General features: G+C 63.7%; 22 protein-coding genes. 11 read left to right on the top strand and 11 right to left on the bottom strand.

Features of this window, described 5'->3' with window-relative positions:
• Positions 1–27 precede the first annotated feature (27 nt).
• The 3 genes from CH281_RS21950 to CH281_RS21940 all read left to right on the top strand — a co-directional run bounded on the left by CH281_RS21950 (position 28) and on the right by CH281_RS21940 (position 2,704).
• Positions 28–1,023 carry an alpha/beta hydrolase gene (locus CH281_RS21950; protein ID WP_179274253.1) on the top strand — a complete coding sequence of 332 codons (996 nt, stop codon included), beginning with the start codon at positions 28–30 and terminating at the stop codon, positions 1,021–1,023.
• 64 nt (positions 1,024–1,087) lie between these two features.
• Entirely contained in the window at positions 1,088–1,303 is a 216-nt protein-coding gene (locus CH281_RS21945) for a DUF2945 domain-containing protein (protein ID WP_027495736.1), read from the top strand.
• A 192-nt stretch (positions 1,304–1,495) separates the two neighbouring features.
• Positions 1,496–2,704, top strand: coding sequence for a ricin-type beta-trefoil lectin domain protein (locus CH281_RS21940; protein ID WP_256983969.1), 1,209 nt, complete (start codon positions 1,496–1,498; stop codon positions 2,702–2,704).
• Here the strand turns inward: CH281_RS21940 and CH281_RS21935 are convergent.
• Both CH281_RS21935 and CH281_RS21930 read right to left on the bottom strand, forming a co-directional pair.
• The gene (locus CH281_RS21935; RefSeq protein WP_032367296.1) at positions 2,686–4,692 is read right to left on the bottom strand and encodes a hypothetical protein; all 2,007 of its coding nucleotides are present in this window, start codon (positions 4,690–4,692) and stop codon (positions 2,686–2,688) included. The two genes, CH281_RS21940 and CH281_RS21935, sit on opposite strands and share 19 nt — an antisense overlap.
• 41 nt (positions 4,693–4,733) lie before the next feature.
• Positions 4,734–5,975 (bottom strand): ATP-grasp domain-containing protein, encoded by a 1,242-nt coding sequence (locus CH281_RS21930; RefSeq protein ID WP_032399260.1) that lies wholly within the window; start codon positions 5,973–5,975, stop codon positions 4,734–4,736.
• A gap of 454 nt (positions 5,976–6,429) precedes the next feature.
• Here CH281_RS21930 and CH281_RS21925 point away from each other — a divergent pair, with 454 nt between their 5' ends.
• The 4 genes from CH281_RS21925 (at position 6,430) to CH281_RS21910 (ending at position 12,101) form a co-directional block, all read left to right on the top strand.
• On the top strand, positions 6,430–7,731 hold the full coding sequence (locus CH281_RS21925; protein WP_094695507.1) for a glycoside hydrolase family 16 protein: 1,302 nt from the start codon (positions 6,430–6,432) through the stop codon (positions 7,729–7,731).
• Positions 7,732–7,787: 56 nt separating this feature from the next.
• On the top strand, positions 7,788–11,054 hold the full coding sequence (locus tag CH281_RS21920; protein WP_094695506.1) for a DUF4132 domain-containing protein: 3,267 nt from the start codon (positions 7,788–7,790) through the stop codon (positions 11,052–11,054).
• Positions 11,055–11,143: 89 nt separating this feature from the next.
• Positions 11,144–11,485 (top strand): GNAT family N-acetyltransferase, encoded by a 342-nt coding sequence (locus tag CH281_RS21915; protein ID WP_057473637.1) that lies wholly within the window; start codon positions 11,144–11,146, stop codon positions 11,483–11,485.
• A gap of 40 nt (positions 11,486–11,525) precedes the next feature.
• Positions 11,526–12,101, top strand: coding sequence for a hypothetical protein (locus CH281_RS21910; protein ID WP_094695505.1), 576 nt, complete (start codon positions 11,526–11,528; stop codon positions 12,099–12,101).
• Positions 12,102–12,119: 18 nt separating this feature from the next.
• Here the strand turns inward: CH281_RS21910 and CH281_RS21905 are convergent, their stop codons facing one another.
• Positions 12,120–13,052, bottom strand: coding sequence for a DAPG hydrolase family protein (locus CH281_RS21905; protein WP_256983968.1), 933 nt, complete (start codon positions 13,050–13,052; stop codon positions 12,120–12,122).
• Between the two features lie 80 nt (positions 13,053–13,132).
• On the opposite strand from CH281_RS21905, the gene CH281_RS21900 reads away from it, so the two are divergent.
• The gene (locus CH281_RS21900) at positions 13,133–13,747 is read left to right on the top strand and encodes a TetR/AcrR family transcriptional regulator (RefSeq protein WP_051365040.1); all 615 of its coding nucleotides are present in this window, start codon (positions 13,133–13,135) and stop codon (positions 13,745–13,747) included.
• 15 nt (positions 13,748–13,762) lie between these two features.
• Here the strand turns inward: CH281_RS21900 and CH281_RS21895 are convergent, their stop codons facing one another.
• The 8 genes from CH281_RS21895 to CH281_RS21860 form a co-directional block, all read right to left on the bottom strand.
• Positions 13,763–14,488: a YoaK family protein gene (locus CH281_RS21895; protein WP_045842079.1), complete on the bottom strand. Its 726-nt coding sequence runs from the start codon at positions 14,486–14,488 to the stop codon at positions 13,763–13,765.
• A 50-nt stretch (positions 14,489–14,538) separates the two neighbouring features.
• Entirely contained in the window at positions 14,539–15,291 is a 753-nt protein-coding gene (locus CH281_RS21890) for a TauD/TfdA dioxygenase family protein (RefSeq protein WP_094695504.1), read from the bottom strand.
• Positions 15,288–16,313 carry a D-alanine--D-alanine ligase family protein gene (locus CH281_RS21885; RefSeq protein ID WP_094695503.1) on the bottom strand — a complete coding sequence of 342 codons (1,026 nt, stop codon included), beginning with the start codon at positions 16,311–16,313 and terminating at the stop codon, positions 15,288–15,290. Before CH281_RS21885 ends, CH281_RS21890 begins: the two co-directional genes overlap by 4 nt.
• Entirely contained in the window at positions 16,313–17,599 is a 1,287-nt protein-coding gene (locus CH281_RS21880; protein ID WP_094695502.1) for an ATP-grasp enzyme, read from the bottom strand. The genes CH281_RS21885 and CH281_RS21880 overlap by 1 nt, the downstream gene beginning before the upstream one ends.
• Positions 17,596–18,405 carry an O-methyltransferase gene (locus tag CH281_RS21875; RefSeq protein ID WP_236253865.1) on the bottom strand — a complete coding sequence of 270 codons (810 nt, stop codon included), beginning with the start codon at positions 18,403–18,405 and terminating at the stop codon, positions 17,596–17,598. The genes CH281_RS21880 and CH281_RS21875 overlap by 4 nt, the downstream gene beginning before the upstream one ends.
• Positions 18,402–19,613, bottom strand: a complete 1,212-nt coding sequence (locus tag CH281_RS21870; RefSeq protein WP_027495749.1) for a sedoheptulose 7-phosphate cyclase — start codon at positions 19,611–19,613, stop codon at positions 18,402–18,404. The genes CH281_RS21875 and CH281_RS21870 overlap by 4 nt, the downstream gene beginning before the upstream one ends.
• Positions 19,614–19,670: 57 nt before the next feature.
• The gene (locus CH281_RS21865) at positions 19,671–20,336 is read right to left on the bottom strand and encodes an HAD-IA family hydrolase (protein WP_032366799.1); all 666 of its coding nucleotides are present in this window, start codon (positions 20,334–20,336) and stop codon (positions 19,671–19,673) included.
• 115 nt (positions 20,337–20,451) lie between these two features.
• On the bottom strand, positions 20,452–22,008 hold the full coding sequence (locus CH281_RS21860) for an adenylate/guanylate cyclase domain-containing protein (RefSeq protein WP_051365041.1): 1,557 nt from the start codon (positions 22,006–22,008) through the stop codon (positions 20,452–20,454).
• Between the two features lie 154 nt (positions 22,009–22,162).
• Here CH281_RS21860 and CH281_RS21855 point away from each other — a divergent pair, with 154 nt between their 5' ends.
• The 3 genes from CH281_RS21855 (at position 22,163) to CH281_RS21845 (ending at position 25,797) form a co-directional block, all read left to right on the top strand.
• The gene (locus CH281_RS21855; RefSeq protein WP_027495752.1) at positions 22,163–23,068 is read left to right on the top strand and encodes an AurF N-oxygenase family protein; all 906 of its coding nucleotides are present in this window, start codon (positions 22,163–22,165) and stop codon (positions 23,066–23,068) included.
• A gap of 38 nt (positions 23,069–23,106) precedes the next feature.
• Positions 23,107–24,600: an FAD-dependent oxidoreductase gene (locus CH281_RS21850; protein ID WP_051365042.1), complete on the top strand. Its 1,494-nt coding sequence runs from the start codon at positions 23,107–23,109 to the stop codon at positions 24,598–24,600.
• 99 nt (positions 24,601–24,699) lie between these two features.
• On the top strand, positions 24,700–25,797 hold the full coding sequence (locus tag CH281_RS21845) for a ferredoxin reductase (RefSeq protein ID WP_052054647.1): 1,098 nt from the start codon (positions 24,700–24,702) through the stop codon (positions 25,795–25,797).
• Positions 25,798–25,800 lie beyond the last annotated feature (3 nt).

Genomic DNA, 25,800 nt, shown 5'->3' with positions numbered 1-25,800 from the left:
ATGGTGCTGATGTTGCCTGTGGGACAGATGAGAAAGAAGCTGACGCGATCCACCGCGGTGGTGACGGCGGCCGTACTGGCGTCGATAGTGTTGGCCGGAAACGCGGCGCAGGCGCTGCCGGGCACTACCGGATCGGCCGATGCGGCAGTCGGGGCCGTCGGAATCCACCAGGTGTCGGCAACGCGCGCGGTGCTGAACGTGTTCTCTCCGTCCATGAATCGGGTCATCTCCAACGAGGTGCTGCACTCGCCCGGAGGTGGTCCCGCGCCCACGCTGGTTCTGCTCAACGGTGCCCTCGGCAACGAGGACGGGGTCGGCTGGCTCAACAACTCCGGCGTCGAACAGTTCTTCCTCGACAAGAACGTCACCGTCGTCGCACCGATCGGCGGTCGGTTCAGCTTCTACACCGATTGGCTGACAACCGATCCGGTGCTGGGGATCAACCTCTGGCAGACCTATCTGAGCCGTGAACTACCCGCGGCCGTGGACGCTGCTTACGGCTCGACGGGCAAGCGCGGCGTCGCGGGCCTGTCGATGAGCGGTGGCCCGGCGTTGGATCTGGCGATCCAGGCTCCCGACGTGTTCGACGCGGCCGCGTCGTTCAGCGGATGCCCGGCACCGTCCAATCCGCTTGCCACCGCAGGCATCTCGGCCATGATCGCCGGCGGACTCAACAACCCGTTCAACATGTGGGGGTTGCCGGGAAGTCAGGGATGGCGAGACCACGACCCGTCGCTCAATGTCGAACGACTTCGTGGAACGGCGGTGTACGTGAGCTCGTCACGCGGTGCGCCCGGCGCCGTGGATCGCATTCCCGACGGTGCCGTTCCGCCGTTCGGCGGCATGGCGGTCGAAGCGATGGTCAACTACTGCACGTCCATCTTCGTCGACGCCCTGCGTCGGGCCGACGTTCCGGCGACGGTATCCATGCGCGACGAAGGTGCGCATACCTGGCCGCTGTTCGAGGACCAGTTGCGAGAGGCCTGGTTCACCACACTGGCTCCGGCTCTGGGAACCAGCTGATTGCGCCGACGCGCTCGTGGGTAAGTGTCGATGGACAGACCACCGACGAAGGGATCACCGGAACATGTCGAAGGACGATTTGCACAAGGGCGACAAGGTCGAATGGCAGACCCACGGAACTACCACCGAGGGAACGGTGCAGGAGAAGATCACCTCCGAGACCGAAGCCGCCGGCCGCAAGGTCAAAGCCTCGAAAGACGACCCGCAGTACCGCGTCGAAAGTGACAAGTCCGGAAAGGACGCAGTGCACAAGCCCGAATCGCTCGACAAGAAGGACTGATCTCGCTCCGTAAGCTTCTCGAAAGTTGCTCCTGCTGACGATCTGTACCCTCGGCTGGGACGGATCGTCACTTTGGAGGCAACGATGGGGACGACCCCGATGCGGATTGTTCGTGCACGTTCGCGTCTCGGTCGGTGGGGTAGCGGTTGCCGCACGGGGAGGGCTCTTGTCGCTACGGGGACGCTGGCGACCGTGTCCGTACTCGTCGTGGGCTGCGGCGTGTTCTCCGGGGACTCGACCACGGACGCGGACACACCGTCTGCAGTGACCTTCACCGGGCAGTTCGAGTCTCCCGACAAGCTCTGCCTCGATGGAAGTGACACCGACACCGTCCGTCTCGCGACGTGCAACGGAACGCCGGCGCAGCAAGTAGTCGCCGAGGCCGACGGCACGGTTCGGTCGCAATCGCAGTGTCTGGTGCCGAAGAACAGCGAGACCGCAGCCGGTGTACCTGTTGTCCTCGGTAGTTGCGACGACAGTGCGGTCGCCAGTTGGACCGCGGGCGAATCCGGTGCGATCGCTCTGACGGGCACCGGCCTCTGTCTTGCGGACGACGCACGGCAGACCTCTCGGCGTGTGGCCGTGCTGGCCGAATGCGACGGCTCGTCGGTGCAGACGTGGACACCGGTAGCGGCCGCAGAACCGACCGCCGACAACCCCGGCGGAATTGCTGCACCCACCGGGGATCTGCCCGGCTGGAAGCAGATATTCGTCGACGAGTTCACCGCCCCGTCCGCCACCGGCAGTTGGTCCAATCAGTGCGACCCCTCGAAGGTCGTCTACACCGGAGCCGAGGGCCAGCGGTGGCGCACGTATCCGTCGTGCTATCCCGACACCTACGACAAACGCCCGTATCGGCCCGATGCAGTGCTGTCCACTGTCGACGGCGCGCTGCAGTACCACCTCGGTCAGGTCGACGGCGTTCCAGCCGGAGCGAGTATCTCTCCACTGATCGGTGCCGACCAGTATCAGACGTACGGAAGATATTCGGCGCGTCTGAAAGTCGATTCACCGGATCTGTCCGAGTACTACGCGGCATGGTTGCTCTGGCCGCAATCCGAGAACTGGCCGTACGACGGCGAGTTCGATTTCCCGGAAGGTGCGCTGTCGGGCAACGTCGGTGGGTTCCATCATTTCTCGGGCGAAGGCTCGTGCGCCGACGGGTGCAAAACGCCCGCCCTCGACATCGGCGCGCAGTTCACCGACTGGCACACCTACACCATGGAGTGGTCACCGGGAAGGATCCGGTACCTCCTCGACGACACGGTCGTGTTGGACTCCACCGACTTCGTGCCGTCCACACCGATGCGATGGGAGCTGCAGACCGAAACCAAGGGAGACGGCAACAGCGAGGGCAATCTGATCCTGGACTGGGTCTCGGTCTACTCCTGGAACGGCTGATACGCAGCCCGCGCCGAGCGCTCGGCACCCCAACTGCGTTCGATGTAACCGACGATCGTGTCGATGTCCGCGTTCGGAATCTTCTCCGGCTCACCCTTTTCCAACGGATCCGTGTGGAAGATGTACAGGCGAGACGCGAACTGCTCGAACGGTAGCGAGCCTTCGCCCGCGCGTTCGCCGTTCCCTGCCGTTCCGACGACGACTCCGTCACCCCAATCCTGCCCACTGTCGTTGTTGGGATTGAAGAAGTAGACCCGCATGACGCCGTCGGGATCGGGGGCAACACGCAGAATGGCGATGGCGTGCCACCCCACATACCGTGCAGCGCTGTCGGTTACGGCCACCCCGGCGGGTTGCGGGTGGATCAGCGGCTGATGGCCGTTGTACTCGGGGTGATAAGCGGCATGGAACTGCCGCAGGAAACCATCCAGATCGACCAGATTTCCGGTCGCGACGTCCACGTCGATATGGAATTCGCGGGCCGACCACCACCCGTGGAATTCGGGATTGACCCAGCGATGCGGATCGCCCGGTCTGTCGGCGCAGCGTCGGACCATCTCGGCGTAGATCCGGTCCAGGTGCGGAACCAGAATGAGCGATGCCGGGTCCAGATCGACCGGATCCGAGGTCGCGACACCACTTTCGCTGTCGACGGACGAGATCGACTGGCCCTCGAAGTGCATGACGATCTCTTCGTCTCGTGCCGCCCACACCACCATCTGCAGCAGGTAGTCGGGATCGTTGTAGGCCCACATCGACAGCGCGCGCGCCGACTGACACGTGGGATTGTCGCCCTGGCCGACACCGAGCGGTTGTCCGAGCATGGAGAGCAACCCACCGAGCAATCGCGACTCCGGTGCCGGAACCGGACCGAAAGTGGTGATCAAGCGTTCTCGCACTGCGGGCGCGAGGGTCAGCGATAGCTGACGCCACAGGGACGGCACGATCGGCGGCTGATGCAGGATTCCGCGGTCGAGGAGCAGTGCCAATCCGTAGAGACTTTGCGCCGTCTCGGGATACACGGTTTCTTCGATCAGACGGTGGACCAATTCCGGGTAGCGAGTGAGGCACGTACGCCCGGTGTCGGACAGCCCCAAGGCCTCGGGCAGGACATACGAGTAGTGGTCGACGAGATACTGCGTGAGTGTGGCGTGGTACGGCGAAACGAGACCGGTGTCGTGCATCGCCCGTGCGAAACCGCGGGCCTCGAACTGCAGTGCCTCGACGTCCATGGCCTCGAGCCGGTTGCGGTAGACCTCCACGCCCGGGTCCTCGCGGCATGCGTCCGTGGTGCCGAACAACGCCGTGGTCAACCGATCGAGTCCCTGACCGGACGTGCCGAGATCGACGGTCGGGTCGTCGCGATAGATCGCAATGCGCGTGACCATGGACTTGATGGTGTCGACCTGGATCGGACGCTGACGCAGAATCCGCCAGATCTCCTCGAGCAACTCGTCCAGCACACTGTCGTAACCGATCTCCCCGGCAACGTAGCCGAAGAGATCGCGGATCAGGTGTGCTGTCCGCCCCGAACGGACTCGCTCCGATTCCGAGGGCGGGGTGAACAACACCTCGAGGTTCAACGCGAGTACCTGGGAGAGGAAGCGTCGCGCATCGTCGGCGGTGACTGCGGGATGCTCGTACTCACCGGCGACGATCGCGACCATCCGCAACTCGCTGGCTGCTTCGAGAACCACGGTGTCGTCGTTGCCACTGCGCAGGCTCGGACCCACGAACGCGGGAACGAGAATGTCCGGCTGCGCCCAGTCAGTACCGGCGAACAGCCCGGCGTTCTCCAGCACCGCGGCGCGTTCGCGTACCGCGCCACAACCGCCGGGCTGCAACAACACTCGGTGAACAGAATCCAGAACCCGTCGCACCTTGGTGCTCTTGCTGAACTCCGGTGCGGCGGCCAGCGCGTCGACGGCGTGATCGAGTTGCGCCAGCCGCGACACCAGAGCCTTGTCGATCGGTGCAGCGTCGTTCATCGTCTGCGTCGTGGGTTCGTGGTCGTTGCCGAGTTGCTGCTTCACACGTAGAAGTCCAGTTCTTCCTGTTGCTTGAGCAGGTCGCGCATCCGGTACGGATCATCGCCGAAGAAGTACAGCAAGCCCCAGTGGGTACCGAAAGCCGTTCTCTTGGTGACGGTTTCCTCGACCGGTGCCGACAGGTCGTTGGTCTCGTAGTAGTCGTCGTCGGCGGTCGCGTCGGGGATGACGAGATCGCTCACGACGCGTCGCCGTGGGTACACCCCGAAGCAACCCGCGTGACCGGTGGCATCGACCACCTCGCGCGGGAAGAAGGCGTCGATTTCTTCTTCGGTGGTCTTCGGGTCGAAGGCGAGAGCCAGGCCCTGGTACGCGTTGAAGCCGTACGCCCGCTCGAGGAGCTCGAACACCTTGAAACCTGGTGGACGATAGGCGACTTCGCCGAAGTACATTTCTCCGTCGCTGGTGACGAAGTACTCCGGATGAATGAACCCGAACTCGATGTCGAACGCCTTGATGAGCTTCTCGATCTGCACCGTGATCTGCTCGCGATACTTCTCGAGTTCCGGCGTCGCGGGAACGAAGACGGAGTATCCGAGCGTTACGTACTCGGAGATGTTGAGGAACTTGATCTTTCCGTTGTGGATCCACGCCTCGACGGCGAACTCCCAGCCGTCGAGATGCGACTCCATCAGTACCGGGAACTCCTCGTCCGGGATGGAGTCGACTTCGTCGGGAGTCCGAATGACGCGGTGGCCCAGGCATCCTGCCTTGTCGAAGGCCTTGAGGTGGATGGGGTCGTTCGGGTCACCGTCGAGTTTGAGCAGCGTCTGGTTCACCCGGCGCAGAAAGCGGATAACGTCCTCACGATCGTGCGCTTCCTCGAAGATGCCGACACGAATGCCACCGAGCTGTGCACGGCGCTTCATCAGCGCTTTGTCTCGGAGCAGCATCGCCTGGCCGAACAACCTCGGATTGCCCAGCAGTACGGAGTTGATGGCCCCGGCCCACTCGACTGTCTCCTCGTACAGCGGTATCGCTACATCGACGCCTTTGTCTCGGAGAGTCTCCGCGATCTCGAGGGACCTGTCGTTGAGTCGCTCGAAGTTCCACGGTAGGTACGGAATGTCATGCTCGGTGCAGTACGCCTCGGCCCACTCGGGCGCGACGACGACGTAGCGTCGATCGAACGCGTCCAGGGCTTCCACTGCGGCCAAACTCCAGCCCAGCAGCGCTACGAAGCCTTTGTTCGGGTCTTTCTCCAGCCTCTGTGGCCGATCCATGAAGTTCCTTTCCCTTGTGATGCGCGGTCGAGGTCCTTCGCTCCACCGTACAGAGGGTGTTCGGTGCCGCTTTCCGGACCCGGTGCTCGGGAAGCCGCGATGCTGTGCGCACCGTCCCTCGAATTGTCGCGCCGGATCCTGCACGGGGCTGGCGATGCGCTCGTTTGCCAGCGAAATGATCGGTATGACGTCGTAAAAAGTCCAGATGCACGATTTGCTCGACAATTCGATTCGCGTGAATAGATTTTCGATTCGGAGCAACTAGTTTAATATTTAATCTCTAATTCGTACCGGTCGTATTTCTTTCAATTATGCCTCTGACCAGGCGTTTAAGGGTGAATGCGAATTCACTGCGCAATGTCTGAATCATCCCTATGATTCGAGATGCCGGCAATCAGTTGTATTTATCCGCCGTGTATCCAATGCGATGTTCGGTCTCTCGAAGGATGAAACCATGACTGTTTCGGGCCGTGCTGTTCTGAAGCGTTCCTTGGTGACGCTCGGAACCACCGTATTACTTTCGGCTTTCGTAGTTCACGTGCCACAGGCCGCGGCCGCCACCTCGGGACAGATCAAGACGCCCGCAGGGTTCTGCCTGGACAACAAGGGCGGCCTCACCGGACAGAACAATCCCGTCCAGATCTGGGATTGCAACGGTACCGGCGCGCAGACGTGGACCGGTACCGAGGACGCCACGATTCGAGTGCAGGGCCGATGCTTGTCGCCGGCATCGGGCTACGCGGCGGCCGGCGTCTCGTTGACGACGTGGGCGTGCAACGGCAAGCCCGCGCAGCAATGGTCGATCCGTGGGGACGGCTCGATCTCGTTGCTGCAGAAGACCGGCCTGTGCATTCAGAATTCGCGTGAGGTCAACGGAAACCGACCGGTGTTGGCGAAATGCAACGGGTCTGCTGCTCAGAAGTGGATCACCGCGACCACGCCGTTTCCGACGACACCGCCCACGACGACCACACCGCCCGCGACGCCACCGACCACTCCGTCCACCACGCCCAGCGGGGTAGCCGCTCCGGTGGGCGACCTACCCGGGTGGAAGCAGATCTTCGTCGACGACTTCGCGAAGCCTTCCGCCGTCGGCAGTTGGGCCAACGACTGCGATCCCACCAAGATCGTCTACGTCGGTGCTCAGAATCAGCAGTGGCGTACGTACCCCAAGTGCTACAAGGACACCTATCAGAAGCGCCCGTACCGAGCGGACGCCGTGCTGTCCACGCACGACGGCCTGCTCGATTACGGATTGCACAATGTCGACGGTGTCCCGGCAGGGGCCAGCGTCTCGCCGGTGATCAACGCGGCAGGGCAGAACCAGACGTACGGAAGATACACAGCGCGATTCAAGGTCGATTCGGCAACTCTGGCCGAGTACTACGTTGCATGGTTGCTGTGGCCGCAGTCCGAAAGATGGCCTGCGGACGGCGAAATGGACTTTCCCGAAGGAAGTCTCGCGGGGCAGGTCGGCGGATTCCATCACTACTCGGGTGCCGGTTCGTGCGTCGGCGGCTGCCAGGACGTCGCCCAGAACATCGGCGCGAACTTCACCGATTGGCACACGTACACCATCGAATGGTCCCCGGGCCGCGTTCGCTACATCCTCGACGACACCGTGGTTCTGGACAGCACCAAGTGGGTTCCCTCGGGTCCGATGCGCTGGGAACTGCAGACCGAGACCAACGGCACCGGAAACAGCAACGGGCATCTGTTGCTGGACTGGGTTTCGGTGTACAGCTGGACGGGATAGCCGAGGAGGTACCGGGACGACCCGTACGTTCGATGTGCCTGATCTAGGGTCGACGGGTGAGTGCGCAGCAGACCGAATGGCAGGTTCCCGCAGTGTGGTGGCGCCGCGGCGAGGCGTTTCACGGGCGCTCACCACAACCGAGAACCAGCGCTCGTGCGGCCACGCGAGCTCTCGTTGCCAAAGCTGCCGCCATCGACGATCTGCTCAGCCGAACGGCTGAACGGTTCAGCGAAACTGTCGACCACCCCGAGTCGGTGTCCCAGTACGCCGCGGCGGCGCACGCATTCGTCGACGGGCTCGGGTCGGGTGCCGATGTGACCCCGTCAGGCGCAGCTGTGACCCTGACGGTGGTCACCGACCAGCCCGAGCACACTATGCGAGTCCCGTTCGTGGAGTTCGTCATCGGTCGATTCGGTGCGACCTTCGCCGCCGAGATGCTCGCCGAGGCCGTACGTGTGGAGTTGGTTACCCGGGAGCTCGTGCCGGATCGATCTCGCGCCCGGCACTCGCTGGGCGAGCGAGATCCCGACGACCTTCGCAACGTCGCGTTCGGCGCCGCAGCAAGCAGGGTCCGGACTGCATTGGCAGCCCTGCCCGACGGGGACTACACGGCCGCGGTGGACAGGCTCGCGTCGTTTCGCGGGGTGCATATCGGGTGCAATATCTTGACTTCGTTCCTCTTTCCGACCCAACAACACTGGGTTGCAGCAGACATCGAGCGGGCGACCACCGTCCACCGCTTCTACCGGGGCTATTGCTACTACCTGCTGGCCAGCGTCGACTCGGTCGAGTCCATCGACAAGGTTCTCGCCCTCGAGGAAACGCGAGATCACGCACTCTGGTCCACCGGGATGAGCATGAACTTCGTCTATGCGCTGTGCGCTAATATCGGGCCGGGCGTCGAGCCTTTCGTTGCCGAGCTCTTCGAGGGCAATCTGTCTGCGCAGCACAAGAAATGGTGTGCCGGGATACTGAGCGAGATCGACACCGACTCGGGGTTCGAGCACCTACTTGCCCGGTTGGGCAGCAAGTACGCAGAGCCCGCCATGATCGATGCAATAGGTCGATCTCCCGAGCGGGCCGCACGGTTACTGCCCGGCGCATCGGGTCCGGAGGCCGAGCGGCTGCGCCGGGATCTCGAGCGAGTCCACCCGGAGTTGACGAAATCCGAGCACGTGGCTGTCCCGACTCTCGATCCAGCGGATGTGCCCGCGCTGCTCCGTGATCCGCCGTGGCTCGACCGGGCCGACCTTGCCGATCGGGATGACAATCGGGTAATTCGGCTCGATCATCCCCGATCGCCGCCGCGTATCGTCTGGCGCGTCGACGAGCAACGCCAGTGGGTCGAAGCCGTCGATGGTTACGTGCCCTATCTGGGGCGCCGAGACTGGCCGGAGGTGGTCGCCGCCTTCGGTAGAGGTGCCGGTTACTGGTCGATGCACGAACTCGCGTATGCCCCGGAGCGTCTGTTACGCCCGGTTCTGGCGTACGCCCCCACACCGCGTTACGGGTATCGAGACGTGAGCGCCCTTCGGCGCCTGCTGGCCCGATTCGAGGAGGATGCACTCGACTTCGTGCTTCGGGCCGTCCTCGCCGCGCCGGCCGGGCAAGCGCAGGTTCTGCTCCCCATCGTCGGTGAGATCGTGACAGCGACAATGCTCGAATGGTTACACAAGAAGTCTTTCAGGCCGGTGGCATTCGAGTGGTTCGATCGCCATATCAACACTGCAGTAATTGATCTCGTTCCCCTCGCTCTCGGCCACCTCGGGCCGAAACGGACGCTCGCCGAACAAGCATTGCGCACTCTGGCGCGGCGGGGGCATCGTGACGCCGTGGTCACCGCAGCTCGGTCGTACGGAGAGTCTGCCGGCGCAGCGGTAGAGGGCATCGTCGACGCAGATCCTCTGTTCGCGCTGCCGCGACACATTCCGCAGATCCCCGACTGGCTCGACCCGGTGTTGCTTCCGCCGTTGACTTCACGGGGAGAAGGCGCTCGGCTTCCGGGCGACGCGGTACGCCATATCTGCACGATGCTCGCCCTGTCTCGTATGGACGAGGTGTACGCCGGAGTCGATATCGTTCGAGAACTCGTCGATCGGCGTGGGCTGGTCGATCTCGTCTGGGACGTGTTCGAGAGATGGTCGCGGGCCGGCTTCCCGGAGGCGCAGAGCTGGGCTCTCGACGCGCTCGGGACGGTGGGCGACGACGATACGGCGCGGCGGCTGACTCCGTTGATCAAGACCTGGCCGCTGCAGTCCGGGCACCGACGTGCCGCGATGGGGCTCGATGCCCTCGCCTCGATCGGCACCGACGCAGCGCTCGGCCACCTGTGGTCGATCTCCCAGGGGCTGCGGTTTCCTGCGCTTCGGGCCAAGGCCGACAACTTGATTCATCGAATTGCCGACGAGCTCGGTCTGACTCCGCTCGAACTTGCCGATCGACTGGTGCCGAACCTGGGGCTGGACGAGGACGGAACGACGACCTTCGATTACGGGGATCGAACGTTCGTGCTCAGGTTCGATCACGCATTACGAATCGTGGTCGAAGACAGTGACGGTAGACCCCGCGACCGCGTGCCTCGGCCCGGTCGTGGCGATTCCGACAGCGCGCGTGAGGAATACCGTCGGTACACCGAACTCCGGAAAGATCTCGACGGCGTGCGCGCTGAACTCATTTCTCGTTTCGAAAAGGCAATGGTGAACCAGCGGCGTTGGACGATGGCACAGGTTCGGGCGCATCTCGTCGGTCATCCGTTGACCTGGCAACTCTGCGGGCGTCTGGTGTGGTCGACAACGAACGGTCGCTGTTTCCGATTCTCCGAGTTGCGCGTCCCTGTCGGTGCCGACGGTCGCGATGTCGAGGTTCGGGACGAGGATCCGGTTGTCGTGGCGCACCCGGCAACGATGGACACTGTGCTCGGCAGCTGGGAGTTCATGCCGGAGCAGCCCTTCGCGCAGGTTCGACGCGAGGTGTTCCGTGCGGATGTCGCATCTGCGATGTCCGCACTCGAAGGACGAAAGACCACTACCGAACAACTGCTCGCGCTGAGCCGAAGGGGGTGGAGACGAGAGGACCCACAGGACAAGGGCGCACAGATCGCACTGAACAAGCCGTTGGACGATCGCACGACGGCAGTGATCATGGCGTTTCCCGGCTTCAACGTGTCGAGCCCGGCCCTGTGGGCGGAGCAGAAGATCGTCCATGTCTTTCACACCGGCGCGGAATTGTCGGTGATCATGGCATCGGAACTCTTGCGAGATCTGTCGACCATCCACACCGAGACCATCCGCGGTGACGAGCCGGACCTTCAGGGGGAGCCGTGACAACTTCCCTTCGTTGTACAGACGCGCGGTCTCGAGGGACGATCGTGCAAACGGGTGCGGTGTGCGCCTGTGACGAACGAGGAGTGCGAATGACGGTCGACAAAACCGGTGTCGAGGTCGAGATCGACCAGCAGGCGGACAGGTTCACGATTTCGGTCGAGGGCACGCAGGTCGGCTTCACCGAGTTCGCCGACGACGAGCAGGGCAGGCGCGTCTTCTTCCACACCGAAGTGGATGCGGCCTACGGCGGACGTGGTCTGGCCACGATCGTCGTTCGGCACGCGCTCGACGCGACGCGTTCCGAGAACAAGCACGCCGTTCCGATCTGTCCGTTGGTGGCCGCGTTCGTCGGCGAACATCACGAGTACGACGACATGGTCGAGCCCGTCACGGACGATATTCGGCAGTGGCTGGCCGACCAGCAGGGATGATTCGTCGACCGATCGCCGGCCACGTGGGACGATCTGCAGCATGACCGATCCCGGACACCGCCCCGGCGGCACCCATCTCTATCGTCGGTTGGTCACCCGGTCCGACGGCCCCTTGTCGCCCGTTCGGGCGGCCAGGAGGCTCTCGGCGTACATCTACGGCAACATCCTGGTCCTCGCCGCGGTTGCCGCCTCCACGCCGAGTTCCATCGGGCACGGGACGGCGGCCGTTCTCGTAGCGGCCACTGCGGCAACGACTTTTCTCGCGCATGTGTTCGCAGATTTCGTCGCCGGGAGCCAGATACCGGAGGCGCACGGTGATGCAACAGACGAACAGCGCACATTCGAGGCCATCGAGGAATTCCGGGATGCAGTCCCCATTCTGAGCTCCGGGACGTTTCCGGCGGCGATGCTGGCTCTCGGGTGGCTGTCGGTGCTTCCGGCGCAATGGGCCGAACTGCTGGCCGGTGCGGTGATCGTCGTACGAATCGCCACCATACCGATTGTCACGGAACGAATTCGCGGGAACCGTCCGACGTTTCGGGCCCTGGTGATCGGGCTCGCCACTGCCGTCGTCGCGGCGCTCATCGTGCTGGCGAAAGTCTTCTTGGGCCACTAGCTGCCCCTCGTGGACGGATCAACCGCCGAACTCTGCGTGCAGCTCCGGCAGAAACCCTGCGAGATGGTTCATCTCCTGTCCGCAGTGCAGCAGCAGATCTCGGGCGAGGTCGAGTCCGAGAACGAGGTCGCCCGGATCCACGGACGCACCCCGGCGAACTGCGCACACGGCCTGCTTCGGATCGGGAACGTGCAATCCCCGTTGGTTCAGATAGAACCGGCTGCGCATCTCGGCACCGCCCTGCACCGGCCGAACCTGATGGGCGAGCCAGCCCAGATCCACCGGTGCGATGGAACTTCCCACTCGGCCGAAGACGACCGTTTGGTCTGCGGGAATGTCGAAACCGTGCGCAACAGGGTCACGGAAGCCGATACCCAGCTGCTGAAGCTTCGGGCCGACGTACTCGTCGACGAACGATGTGTTGCCGATGTACTTCGCCCTGTCCGGTATCGCGTGGGCCGTCCGGTCCTCGGCGAGCGCGGCGTGGAGGTGGGCATCGGGGTGCCACAGTTTGTAGCGGGCCGCCTCGGCGGAATGCCAACCAAACCACCAATCCCACATCGCTGCCGTGACCCGGGGCATCGCGGTGTGCACCGCCACGAACGTCATGCCGTCGGCGCGTCGTCCGTAGCCGGTTTCGATCGCCGAATATCCCGTCGGCGCGAGATCGGTTGTGATGGAATCGAAGTGCGGGACCCACTCGGGCGCTATCGGCGGCCCCCCGACTGCGTCGGTCACGACGGCCGGTGCCGGTGTCGTCCGTGCGGCGAAGAAATGGGCATAGGGCCGTCCTCGGTCGATGTCGCGGTAGCCCTGGTACCGCTCGCCGCAGTCTTCACTCGAACCGGTGCCGGGAGTTGCGACCGCTCGTGCCGCGGGGCCGAACACAGCCGTGGCTGCAGCCGCGGCGGCACCCACCATCATTCGTCGTCTCGACGGGCCGCGGCTCATCGGGCGGGGTTCCTCAACATCGGTTGAGACTATGACGTGACTTCGGCAACTGTCAATGGTGGGGCACTAGACTCCGTGCTATGAGTCCTGCCCGTCCCAAGGACGACGAGTCGAGAGTGCGTCGGCGCGACGAAATCGCCGCGGCAGCAATCGAAGTGTTGGCAACGCAAGGTTTTCGCGGCTTGACGCACCGGGCGGTCGACGCTGCAGCAGGATTGAGCCCCGGGTCGGTCAACTACCACGCGCCCACTCGCGGACGACTGTTGCACCTGGCGCTCGAGCTGTTGTTCGCCCGCGACTACGACACTGCCGGCGCGACCTTCGGTGGTCTGGTCGATGTCAAACCACTCACCGTGGACATCGTCGTGAACCGCATCATCGACTTCATCGAGGCGATGACCACCGGAGAAGCAACGAAAAGAGTGATCGCGCGCAGCATCCTGCTCGGTGAAGCGCAACATGATCGGGAAATCCGCGATCTGTTCGACTCTCAGCGGGCCGCGTTCGTCGCGTACACCCAGTGGATAGTCGCGTCGTTGGAATCCGAAGACCCCCAGGGGGATGCGGAGATGCTCGTGGTCATGATCGAGGGTCTCGTGGGGAGGCAGGTGCTGATCGGATCGCGGCTGCCACGTCCCGTCGTCGACCGAATGCTGCGCACGATCGTCGGCGCATCCCCGATGGTCACCGATTAGCCGATCAGCCACCGATCAGCCGAGCAACGAGTTCCGTTCGGTGTGGGTGAACGTGAAGATCGTTGCACCGAAGCTGATGAGCGCAGTGAGCAGTAGCACCTGCGGCCCGGTGATCACGACGCCGATGAACGCACCGACAGCACCTCCCGCCGCGAAGGAGCCCAGAAGCGTTGCGTAGCAGAGCCAGTCGTAGTGTGTTCCGCCGCCGAAGAGGTGACGCTCGATTCCCTGGCCGAGCTTGACCACCGTTCCGGTGACGTAACTGAGCGGGATGTACGTCTCCTCCTTCTTCGTGAACGCGGTGTTCAACGCGCCCAGCGCGAAGGCGACGAGGAGGATCGGGTAGAAGTTCACGTTTGCCGACGACCACCCGGAGACAGCGATGTCGATCAGACCCGCAGCTCCCAGCGCAACGGTGGTCAACACCGTCGCTCCATGGGGGTGGTTGGACCAATAGCGGCGCCGACAGATCGACGAGACGATCACGCCGCCGAGAAACGCCGCCATGAGTGCCAATGCGGCCCAGGGTGATGCTCCAGGTGCCACCTCCTTGCCCTCCGGATGGCCGAAGTGTCCGACGACGGCTCGTTCGGTGTTGCCGGTCATGAATGTCACGAAGTAGCCGGCGGAATGCAGGAACGCGACCGCACCCACCATGCCTGCCAGTCCGGACAGGATCCAGGACAGACGAGCTTCGGCGCCGACGGCTGTTTCGCGGCTGATCGCCAAGGGGGAAGTCATGACTCGATTCTCCGGGCGTGAGCCGCGGCGGCAAATCTTTGAGTCATCGGTCACACAGAGGCAGTCGGGTGGGTGCTCGCCACCATCCCGCGGTGCATCACCCGGTTGCCGACCACCCCGCTGTGATCGGCGCGGTGCATCACACACCTGTTGTCCCACATCACCATGTCGTCGGGGGACCAGTTGTGCCGCAGCAGGTTGTCCTCCCTCGTGGAATGCTCCACGAGGTAGCGAACGGTGTCTCGTGCTTCGTCTTCGGTCAGTCCGCTGATCGCGACACAGCGAGCGGGCGCGGACAGCGACAGCGCGGTGCGTCCCGATATCGGGTGAACGGCGAAGAGTGGATGGTCGGCGGAAGAATCGGAATCCGACGCCACGCCGGTCACTCGGTGCGTCACCGTGCGCCCGGCCAAATGCTCCTTCACTTCCGCTGGAAGCGTCTCGTATGCGGCGTATTGGTCGCTGAACAACGTACTGCCTCCGGCCGCGGGAACTTCGACCGCGCGTAACGCGGTGTAGGCGGGAGGATTCGGAATGTAGGTGGTGTCGACGTGGAACGTGGACTTCGGCGGCGTGGAACGGCCGACGTTGCTGATGACGTTCAGATCCGGACAGTCGGGAACAGGCGTCTCGCCTTCGGTGAACATCAACTCTCCGAACCGGCGCAGGAACGCCAGGAAGCGCTGATCGTCGACGGGCTGGTTCGGCAGGATCAACACCCCGTGTTCGGCGAGGAGCTCTCGAAGTTGCTCTATTGAAACCGATTCCAAGTTCAGATCGGCCATCTCGGTTCCCAACGTCATGACGACGACTCCTTCACCGGCAGTTCTTCGAGCGCGAATGCGAACAATTCTTCGACGGTGATGCCCGCGGCTGCGGCCATCACCGCCAACACGCTGGACGGCGAATAGGAGCAGTAGAGGCTGGCTTCGAGAAACCACGGCTCGCCGTCCGGGTCGATGCGAAAGTCGAACAGGCCGTAGTGTCGACATCCCAGTGCGACATGACTCGATCGTGCTGCTGCCCAGACTTTTTCGGTGATCGGATCCGAGACGTCGACCGTCCACGCTCTGGTCTGCTCTTTCGCGACCAGGTAGAGATCGCCGTCGGATGTGCGATTCAACTTGTCCGCACTACTGCGGACGGAGTCGACGGCGTACTCTTCGAGGGGCAAGCACACGAGTTCGCCGTCTCGGACGATGATCCCGCACCGAACTTCACGACCCAGTGGAACGTACGTCTCCACCAGTGCAGCAGGCGAATACGTCAGAGCCTCTCGAATCGCGGGTGCCAGCCCGTCGGAACCGTGGACCAGCGAGACACCCATCGAGTTGTCCGAATCCACGGGCTTGACCACGACAGGCAGGGCGAGGTCCATCACGTCGTCGGCGGATCGGACGACCACGCCGTCGGGAACACGCACGCCGGCCGCCGCGACGACTGCGCGGGCGCGGGCCTTGTTCGCCGTCAACGCCATCAGGTCCGGACCGTTGCCGGGGTAGGGCACGCCCAGTAGATCGAACAGGCTGCGGTACGTCGTCATACCCGGCATGCAGAACATCTGCGGAACCATGACGTCGAAGTCTCGCACCGCGATGTGCTCCACCGCCTGTGCCAACGGCATCTGCTGCGCCGCAGCGATACTCGAATCCTCGAGATCGGTGGGGAAACTCCAGAGGCCGCCGGGAGAGACGAACGCGATCTCGAAACCGTACGCGGGGTCGTTACCGAGGGCACCCAGGAAGCCGCCGGCGTAGACCCGAGAGAGATCACTGTGAAAGCGGTCCACCGAGGACCCGACGAGCACCACGACCGACAACGTCATCAGTCGCCTCCGTTTTCCACGAGTTTGCCGATGTTGAAATCGATTCGGGACCAGCCACGCCGCTCGCGGAGGTTCCGGATCAGCAACGACGGAATCTGAAGATGATGTACCAACAGATACGGCAGGGGATCCCAACCGGTGAGGATGGCGTCCTTGCCTCGAAAGATGGTGCGGAGCCGTGATACTCGATCACCCTCGGTGATCAGACGCCACAGCTCGTGGTAGATCCAGTACGTCGGCCGGGCCGTCGCACGCGGCACGATCTCGGCATGCCCGTCGTCGAGGTACGCGGCAGCCAGGTCGGGGTGGTCGTAGAACATCGTGATGGCCGAGTGGGTGCGCGGGTTGCATTCGATGGCGTAGATCCGTCCGTCGGCGGCGGACTCGATGAAGTCGAACGAAAGCTGCCCGGTGGTGTCGAGCGAGGAGACGAATGTCTCTACCCAGCGCAGGATTTCGGGCTTGTCCACCATCTCGTAGTTCACCTGGAAGGCGGACGACACGCAGCAGCCGTACACCTGCAGGCGACCCTCGCGCACCGTGCCGTGCGTGCAGTACTCCTGTCCGGCGATGAATTCCTGCAGGATCCACGGGTCGTTCTCGGTAATGTGCAGGCTCCGGGCGAACGCGGAGTTGCGTTCCGGCGTGTGCGCCGTCAACCGCGTCAGATCCATTCGGCCGACCGGGTTGTACGAGATCCGCTTGAGGATGTACTCACGACCCGGCTCGAAGTCGAACTCGTCGATCTGGGCGGGGTCGGTGATGCGCCTGAAGTCGGGAACACGGAGTCCCAATGACGCTGCGTGCTCGGAGAATCGGGACTTGTCGTCGACCATCCGTACGGTATCCGCGTCGCCGTGGATCACCTCGCAGTGCGCATCGAGGAGTGCACGCGCGTCGGCGTCGTGAATACTCGCAGCCGGGCTTGCCACGGGCACGAAGACGTCGACGCCCTCGCGGCGCACGATGTCCAGCAGAGCCTGCGCATATCCCGAATCACCCGGGTCGGGAATGCAATGGAAACGGTCGACAGCGCGGGAGAAACGATGTCCGGTCCAGCGGTACTTCGCCGATTCCACGAGGATCACCCGATGGCCGGCGAGATGGAAGGACCGTGCGAGTTGCAAGGCTTTGGTCATCTTGCCGCCACTGATCAGAATCGTTCTGGGCGAATCGGTTCGATGGGCGACGGGCCGGGTACCTCGCAGCGCCGCCACCCCCACCGCCGCGAGGTCGACGGGGAGGGTGACCGTGAGGCCGATCAGCGCCGCAACGGTGCGGATCATGTGCGCCGGATCAGTGTGACACCGTCGCGCAACGGAATCAGAACCTGTTCCACGCGAGGGTCGTTCGCGACATAGTCGTTGAACTCGGCGATGGCCCGGCCGTTCTCGTTCGGCTGCGGAGCGTAGGGCTGACCCTGCAACAGGGTGTTGTCGACGGCGATCACGGCACCGTCGGAGAGCAGATCGCTCTCGAGCAGGTACTCCACGTACCCGCGGTATCCGCTCTTGTCGGCGTCGACGAACACCAGATCGAACTTCCCGTCGAGCCCATGCAGAGTGTCGAGCGCAGGCCCTACCTGCACCGAGATGGCAGATCCTGCAGTCGATTCCGCGAAGCAGGACTGCGCGAACTCGGCCACGTACGGATCCACCTCGCAGGCGACGACCTCGCCGCCCGCGGGCAGCGCCTCGGCCATCGCCAACGCCGAGTAACCGGTGAACATACCGATCTCGAGCACCCGAGTCGCCCGCGTCATGTGCACGAGAAACGCCAGGAAGCGTCCCTCCACATGGCCGGAGAGCATTTCCATCTCCAGGGGCCCGGAACCGGAGACCACGTCGCGTGATCCCCAATCCGCAGAGCGGGTCCGCGACGCCAACGTGGCCAGTGCCGCAGATTCGGAGGTGGTGCAGGTGTCGAGATACGGGTCGAGTCCCGCGGCGAGATCGCGGGCCCGATGAACACGGGTGGTCAACTCGTCGGTCACCCCGGCGTCGGCGTCGAGTAGCGAGGCTATCTCGCTGAGCTCGCGCGCCAGGATCGTCGTCGGGGTGACCGGACGCGGCGTCATGGCTGCATCGGTCACGGCGTGGGTGCGGTGAACATGTCGAGACCCTCGCCCGCCCGTGGGAAGTCCAGACAGATCTTCTTGTGCAACGACAGGACGTCGGCCAGTTCGCGAGGTTCCAGGTCGTTGAGGAAGCGGCAGGTGCCGATCGGGTCGGGCACCGCGGCGCGCAGAATCCCGTCCCGAGTCTTGAGGATAGATGCTGTTGCCTCGGTCAGCAACTCGGGTGTCAGGTACGGGCTGTCCAACGCCAGTCCGATGCTGCTCATGACTCCGAGCACGCGGTCTCTATCGGCCGTCGAAAGGTGGCCACGTTGTTCGGCGACCGTCGTCGACAGGGCCATGTCGATGTTGATCGCGTGGCCGTGGAAGAACGGCGCGGGCGGCGTCAGCTCGAGCGTGGGACTCCACGTGTGCCCGAATGCAATGACTCGGTCGAGGTCGATCTCGTGCAGGTTGGGTGCCTCGAGCTCGAGCATCGTCGCGATTGCCGAGTACGTCAAACGGTCTGCGACCGAACGCAACTCAGGAGTTCCGTCGAGGTGGCCGAACCGGGTGCGTAGCAGTTCCGGGCCGTACTGCTCGAGCAACTCGAAGATCTCGAGGTTGCCGACCACGGAGATCTTGATGAGCTCCGCCATCCCGTTGCGGACCTGATCCTCGGGCAATGTGCCGAGGAAGGAGAAGTCCAACAGCACCTTCTGAGAGGCGTGGTAGGCCCCCAAACGATTCTTGTGCTTGCCGTAGTTGACGGCCACCTTGATCGAGACGCTCGCATCGATCAGGCCGATCAACGTGGTGGGAATGCGGATGTAGGGAGTGTTTCGGCGGTAACTCGCGCACGCGAAACCGGCTACGTCCGTGGTCAATCCACCACCCACCACGAGGACCGGCTCGGTTCGCACGAGACCGAACGCGTCGAACTCGCCGACGATGCGCTCGAACGTCTCCAGTGATTTCGCGGTCTCCGCAATGTGGACCGGCACCACTGTCAGGGCGATACCGTGGTGATCGAAGTATGCACTGATCCGGTCGCCGTAGATGGCGTGCACCGATTCGTCGACAACCATCAGGGCGCGCCCGTACGGACGGTAGCTGTCGGCCAATTCGGTGTTCTCGATCGCGAACACTCCGTCGACGTAGATCAAGTCGTATTCGATCCGCTCGTATCCCTCGACACGAAACGATCGGTCGCCGGCGACGACCTGGGCCTGAAGATTACTCACTTGTTGCTCCTGAGATGGATGAAGGATCGGGCAAAATGCTCACTCCGCAGGCTCCGCTCAGGCTGAAATCAGGGCGCGGACGCGCTCGGGATCGAGTGCATCGACGGTGTCGGTGGCCGAGCCGAAATCGGTACCGGCAGTGTTCTCGTTCGGGAACGCGACACAGGTGACGCCCGCTGCCGCTGCCGCCTGCACTCCACCGGCGTTGTCCTCGATCGCCACACTGTCGGACGCGTTCTCGCCCAACGTCTTCAAGGCGAATTCGTACGACGCGGGGTCGGGCTTGCCAGCGTCGACCGAGGAGGCGTCGACGATGATGTCGAACGAATCGGCGGTGAGCTCGGGAGACAGGGCAGCGAGCAGTGCGTCGATGTTCTCTCGCGAGGTCGTGGTCACGAACCCGACCTTCAACCCGTTCGCTTTCGCGGAGTCGATCGTGTCGGCCACGCCCGGTCGCGTCTTGACGTCGGATTCGCCGATCAATCGCTGGAAGATCTCGGACTTGGTGGCGTGCACGGCGGCCGCGTCCACCTCGGTTCCGGTGCTCGACGCGTATTCGCTGATGCGGTCGGCACCACCGTTCGATCCGAGCATGGACCGATAGTCGTCCTGCGACCAGTTCCAGTTCAGATCGTGGGCGGCGAAGGCCTCGTTGAACGAGCGTCGCTGTAGCTCGGAGGTGTCGACGAGAGTGCTGATGGAGCCGAACAGAATTGCGGGCATGGGTGCCTTTCGGAGCGAGAGACGTTGTACCAGCAAATGTCTCGCGCCAGCGCGATGGGTGGGTTGGTTCGGGGGGTATGCCCCATCGGCACCGAAAGGGAAACCTTCGAATTTTCTACCGTGTGCTCGCCTGTTCGCCGCGCAGTATCGGAGCCGCCAGAACCGTCGGTGCGGATCGCCCGCGAAGGGTCACGGACCGACCCGATTCCCACAGTTGCCGCTCGTCCGAGGTTGCGTGTTCGAGCACCGTCGACGATGTGAGCACGTCGGTGTCGGGGTCGTCTTTTGCGAGATCGGTGAGCCGCGCAGCCTGATTCACCGTGTCGCCGATGACGGTGTACTCGAAACGGGACTCGGCCCCGATGTTGCCGGCGATCACCGGCCCGTACGTGACGCCGATGCCGATCTCGAATCCGCCGTCGGCGCGAAGCGCGGCGGCGAGGGTGCGTGCAGTGCGCAGCGCCGCGGTGGCCGGGTCGGGATGATCGACCGGAGCGCCGAAGATCAGCAGGGCGGCATCGCCCTCGAACTTGTTGACGAAGCCGCCGTTGCGCTCGCCGTGTTCGACGACCACTGCGAAGAACCGATTGAGCAGGTCCACGACCGTCGCGGCGGATTCGCGCTCGGCCAGTGCGGTCGAGCCGACCAGGTCGATGAACAGGACGGCGACGGTTCGGTTTTCGCCGCCGAGACGGGGCGCGCTGGCCAACGCGCGCTGGGCGACGTCGTGGCCCACGTGCCGGCCGAACAGCGAACGGAGTCGTTCGCGCTCGTCGAGACCGACGACCATCTTGTTGAACCCGTTCTGCAGCCTGCCGATCTCGGACGCGTCGTAGACGTCGACGCGGGTATCGGTGGCACCGGCCTCCACTCGCTGCATGGCAGAGCTCACCTGCTGCAGCGGATCGGACACCGAGCGACCGACGAGGAACATGCCGCCGAAGCCGACGACGAGGGCGATGGCAGACAGTGAGACCATCGCGGGGGACAGGTCGACGTCCGGGGGTATGACGGTGTCGATCAGTCGGCCGAGTCCGATCAGCCCGAGCCCCAGGATGGGAATGGCCGTGCTCAGTACCCAGATCAGGACGACGCGCAGTTTCACGCCGAGTGCCGCGGCGTCGGTGACCTCGCTGACCTCCATCACAGCCGCGGTGATCGGCCGCAGGGTCCGTTCGGCCACCAGGTAGCCCAGCGAACAGGTCGCCAGTCCGCCGAAGCTGACGGCGATGGCCACGATGATCGACAGTGCAGCCCCGGCCGAGGCGTTGACGCCGACGAACACCGCAACACCGAGCGCCCACAACAGAACGTGCACGCCGAGTTGCCGGAGGGGTAGCCGGATCACGGCGATCGTGGTCTCGTCCGACGGCGTGCCGCCGGTGTGCAGCCACTCGACGAGCGGTCTCGCGACGCGAAGTCCGAGCGCGATCCCTATACCGATCGCGACCGGTAGGTAGACGAAGAACGCCAGGTAATTTCGGTCAGGAGCGCAGCCTGCGGAGTGACCTCCAGAGCAGAACAGGATCTCCTCCGATCCGACCGGCAGCGGCAGGATGAACCGCGCCAACACGAAGACGATGACCGCCCCGATGGCGTTGGCCGACACCATTCCCGCCGCGTAGAGGCGCATCGGGGTGCGGGCGAGGGCGGACCTCAGTGCTGCGATCACTGGCGCTTCTTCGTTCTCTGCACGCTCGAACTCTAGGTGCCCCGACGAAAAGAATTCGGGCGATTCTGCCCGAGTGACTATCTGTGTCGACAAGTACCTGGTAATCTCCGTAACAGCTAACCACTCCTGTTCGACGATGAAAGGAACGACGGCGATGACCAGCACACTCTCCAGGAACGATGTCCTCGAGCCCGAGGATGTTTCCGCACGTTTGCTCGATTCCGCCGCCCAGCTGTCGTACGACCCGGCCGAAGAGGTCGACTGGGAGGCCGATCTCGATCCGTCCCTCTACGGTCTCAATCCGGAGTGGAGCACGCTCTACGGCACGAAGTTGTGGGACGAGATGAGCGAGGAACAGCGCATCACGCTCACTCGCCACGAGGTCTGCTCGATCATGAGCACCGGCATCTGGTTCGAGATGATCCTGCAGCAGATGGTGTTGCGCGATCAGTACTGCAAGGACTCGTCCAACTCGGATTTCCAGTTCGCGCTCACCGAGATCGCCGACGAGTGCCGTCACTCGATCATGTTCGCTCGGGCCTGCCAGAAGATGGGCATCAAGGCGTACCTGCCGCGCCGGTCGAGCATCGAACTCGGCCGCGGATTCAAGGCCCTGGCATCCGCCGAGGTCGCCTACGGCGGCATCCTCGTCGCCGAAGAAGTTCTCGACGTCATGCAGCGCGACTGGATGCGCGGCGAGAACGTCCTGCCCCTCGTGCGCACCACCAGCAAGATCCATGTCGTCGAGGAATCGCGGCACATGACGTTCGCGCGCGCGCAGATGCGTGAAGACATCGAAGGCAAGAGTCCGGCTCGCCGCAAGGCCAGCGCGCTCGTCGTCGCGATCGCCGCTCGACTGATCGTGTCCAACATGGTCAACAAGGAGGTCTACGCAGCAGCGGGCCTCGATGTCGACCGTGCGGTGAAGGAAGCGAAGAACAACGCCCACCACCACACGATGATGCGCACCTCGAGCGAGCATCTGATGGCATTTCTTCTCGACTGCGGTTTGATCACCAAGCCGGCGGAGATGATCTACCGTCGTCTGCACATGCTCTGACCACTCTTTTCGAGGCCGTGAAGGACATCCGATAACCCATGCCGTTCGCGATCACGCAGAACTGTTGCAACGACGCATCCTGCCTGTCGGTGTGCCCGGTCAACTGCATTCATCCGACCCCCGACGAGCCGGATTTCGGTAAGACCGAGCTGCTGTACATCGATCCACGATCGTGCATCGACTGCGGTGCGTGTGCGGATGCGTGCCCGGTCGACGCGATCACCCGGGTGTCCCGGTTGACTCCGGACCAGCAGATCTACGCCGAGATCAACGCGGATTACTACCGCGACAAGCCGGCGGTTGCGGAGTGGGGTGAGCCGCGCTTTCCGGTGGCGACGGTCAACGAGCTGCCTCCGGTCAGTATCGCCATAGTGGGCACCGGTCCGGCGGCCTGCTACACCGCGCAAGCCCTGCTGCGCGTGCCGGGAACCACGATCACGTTCTACGACCGGCTGCCGACCGCAGGCGGTCTGGCGCGCTACGGCGTGGCACCGGACCACCTCGGCACTCGACGCATCAGCGAGCACTTTCGCGGAATCTTCGCGCACCCACGCGTGACGATGAAGCTCGGCATCGAGGTGGGCAAGGACGTCGATCACGTCGAGCTGGCTCGAAAGTTCGACTCCGTCGTCTATGCCGTCGGTGCCGACAAGGATCGAGCGCTCGAGATTCCCGGTGTCGATCTCGACAATTCGGTCAGCGCGCGCACCCTGGTCGGCTGGTACACCGGGCATCCCGACGTCCCCGCCGACGCCATCGATCTCACGGGCGTCGACCGCGTCACCATCATCGGCAACGGCAACGTCGCCCTCGACGCCGCGCGCATTCTCACGGCCGATCCCGATTCTCTGAACGGAACCGAGATCGCCCCACACGCGTTGGCAGAGCTCCGTCGCAATCGCGTGCGAGAGGTGGTCGTCCTGGCTCGACGAGGACCGGAGTTCGCGGCATTCACACGATCGGAGTGCAAGGCGCTCGTCGATCGCGCCGGAGTCGACGTCGTCGTGGCGGGACCGGACGGAATTTTCGACGCGATCGACCGGCTGCCGTTGTCCGCTCCCGCATCGGCGCTGGCCGGTGCGGCCCGAGTCGATCTCGGATCCGGCGCGCACGGGCGTCGCATCGTGTTCGCCTTCGGGCGGGCACCTTCTGCTGTGCATGGGCAGGGCTCGGTGGAGTCCATCGAGGTGGGAGTGGGTGAACACGCGGTCACTCTCTCGACGGAGCTGGTGCTGCTCGCGATCGGTTATCGCGGAACACCGTCGCCGGGCGTCCCGTTCGACGACATCACCGGCACCATCCGTAACGAGGGCGGCCGCGTCACCGCGGCCGACGGCACTCCGGTGCCCGGGTGTTACGTGGTGGGGTGGGCCAAGCGCGGGGCGACCGGTGGCATCGGCGACAACAAGATCGATGCCGAGGAAACAGCCGAGGCGTTGTTGGCGGATGTACCCACTCGAGGTACCCGGCCGCTGGGCTGGTATGGCAAGGTCAGTGCCGCCTTGGGAGACCGAGTGTCGCGAGCACGCTGACCGGTCGGTATTTCCCGGTTCTGTTCATGTTGTGTAGCAGTCTCATTCGAGTCTGAGCAATTCCGGCGCGCGGCAGGCCGCCCGGGGTTACCGTTGAGTATGGCTGAACGGGGGGCCAAGCCCCAGGTTTCTTTTGTGAGACGGACGATGCTGCGCGCAGTCCGGTCGTTGTTCAATCCGCTCCGGCCCGACGACTACCTGTCGATGATCAATCCGCTGTGGACCACTCGTGAGCTCCGCGGCAAAGTCGAACGTGTGGTTCCCGAGGGATCCGAGGCCGTGTCGGTGTACATCCGTCCCGGTTTCGAGTGGCAGGGCCACACGCCGGGCCAGTACGTACGGCTCGGGGTGCTCATCGACGGCCGCTATCACTGGCGGGCGTACTCCCTCACGTCCGATCCTGACCCCGAGGACGGGTTGGTCAGCGTCAGTCCCAAGCTCGTGCCGTCGGGGACCGTGTCGCCGTATCTGGTGGGCACCATCAGAACCGGCGACATCGTCCGGCTCAGCGAGGTCGAGGGTGAGTTCACGATTCCGAGTCCGGTTCCGGACAAGATGGTGTTCATCAGCGCCGGCAGTGGCATCACGCCGATCATCAGCATGTTGCGATCCCTGGATCATCACGACCAGGTCCGTGACGTGGTCGTGGTGCACTCGGTGCACAACCGTGAACAGTTGATGTTCGCGGACACGCTCGAGGAACTGGAAGCCAAGCACGACGGGCTGACGGTGAAGCTACGCATCACCAGTGACGAAGGTCGAATGAAGGCGTCGGAACTGGACGAACTGGTCCCGGATTGGCGTGAGCGAGAAGCATTCTGCTCCGGTCCGGGCGAGCATCTCGACGATCTGCGCTCGTACTGGAAAGACCAGGGCGAGTCGGAACGCTTCCATTACGAGAGTTTCCAGCCCGTCATCGGCGGTGGAGACGATGCTGGTGAGGGCGGAACCGTGCGCTTCGTCAACAGCGAGAAGGACGTCGAGTGCGACGGCGGCACAACGATTCTCGCCGCGGGCGAGGAAGCCGGCCTGGATCTGACGTACGGCTGCCGAATCGGCATCTGCCATACGTGCGTAGGTACCCTGAGGAAGGGGCGTTTACGTGACCTACGTAACGGGGATATCTCCGAACCTACGGGGCAAGCGGTTCGGATCTGTGTCAACACTGCTGAGGGCGACATCGAAATCGAACTCTGATCT

This window comes from Rhodococcus sp. 06-221-2, from assembly GCF_002258365.1.
Classification (GTDB): Bacteria; Actinomycetota; Actinomycetes; order Mycobacteriales; family Mycobacteriaceae; genus Rhodococcoides; species Rhodococcoides fascians.
Note: the sequence above shows the minus strand (reverse complement) of the source record. Positions and strands in the feature narration are given on the sequence as shown.

Coding starts and splice junctions, on each gene's coding strand:
- CH281_RS21950 (WP_179274253.1), top strand. CDS start 28: ATGAGAAAGAAGCTGACGCGATCCACCGCGGTGGTGACGGCGGCCGTA.
- CH281_RS21855 (WP_027495752.1), top strand. CDS start 22,163: ATGACCAGCACACTCTCCAGGAACGATGTCCTCGAGCCCGAGGATGTT.
- CH281_RS21925 (WP_094695507.1), top strand. CDS start 6,430: ATGACTGTTTCGGGCCGTGCTGTTCTGAAGCGTTCCTTGGTGACGCTC.
- CH281_RS21895 (WP_045842079.1), bottom strand. CDS start 14,488: ATGACTTCCCCCTTGGCGATCAGCCGCGAAACAGCCGTCGGCGCCGAA.
- CH281_RS21890 (WP_094695504.1), bottom strand. CDS start 15,291: ATGACGTTGGGAACCGAGATGGCCGATCTGAACTTGGAATCGGTTTCA.
- CH281_RS21945 (WP_027495736.1), top strand. CDS start 1,088: ATGTCGAAGGACGATTTGCACAAGGGCGACAAGGTCGAATGGCAGACC.
- CH281_RS21880 (WP_094695502.1), bottom strand. CDS start 17,599: ATGATCCGCACCGTTGCGGCGCTGATCGGCCTCACGGTCACCCTCCCC.
- CH281_RS21845 (WP_052054647.1), top strand. CDS start 24,700: ATGGCTGAACGGGGGGCCAAGCCCCAGGTTTCTTTTGTGAGACGGACG.
- CH281_RS21935 (WP_032367296.1), bottom strand. CDS start 4,692: ATGAACGACGCTGCACCGATCGACAAGGCTCTGGTGTCGCGGCTGGCG.
- CH281_RS21915 (WP_057473637.1), top strand. CDS start 11,144: ATGACGGTCGACAAAACCGGTGTCGAGGTCGAGATCGACCAGCAGGCG.
- CH281_RS21865 (WP_032366799.1), bottom strand. CDS start 20,336: ATGCCCGCAATTCTGTTCGGCTCCATCAGCACTCTCGTCGACACCTCC.
- CH281_RS21930 (WP_032399260.1), bottom strand. CDS start 5,975: ATGGATCGGCCACAGAGGCTGGAGAAAGACCCGAACAAAGGCTTCGTA.
- CH281_RS21905 (WP_256983968.1), bottom strand. CDS start 13,052: ATGAGCCGCGGCCCGTCGAGACGACGAATGATGGTGGGTGCCGCCGCG.
- CH281_RS21910 (WP_094695505.1), top strand. CDS start 11,526: ATGACCGATCCCGGACACCGCCCCGGCGGCACCCATCTCTATCGTCGG.
- CH281_RS21885 (WP_094695503.1), bottom strand. CDS start 16,313: ATGACGTTGTCGGTCGTGGTGCTCGTCGGGTCCTCGGTGGACCGCTTT.
- CH281_RS21900 (WP_051365040.1), top strand. CDS start 13,133: ATGAGTCCTGCCCGTCCCAAGGACGACGAGTCGAGAGTGCGTCGGCGC.
- CH281_RS21850 (WP_051365042.1), top strand. CDS start 23,107: ATGCCGTTCGCGATCACGCAGAACTGTTGCAACGACGCATCCTGCCTG.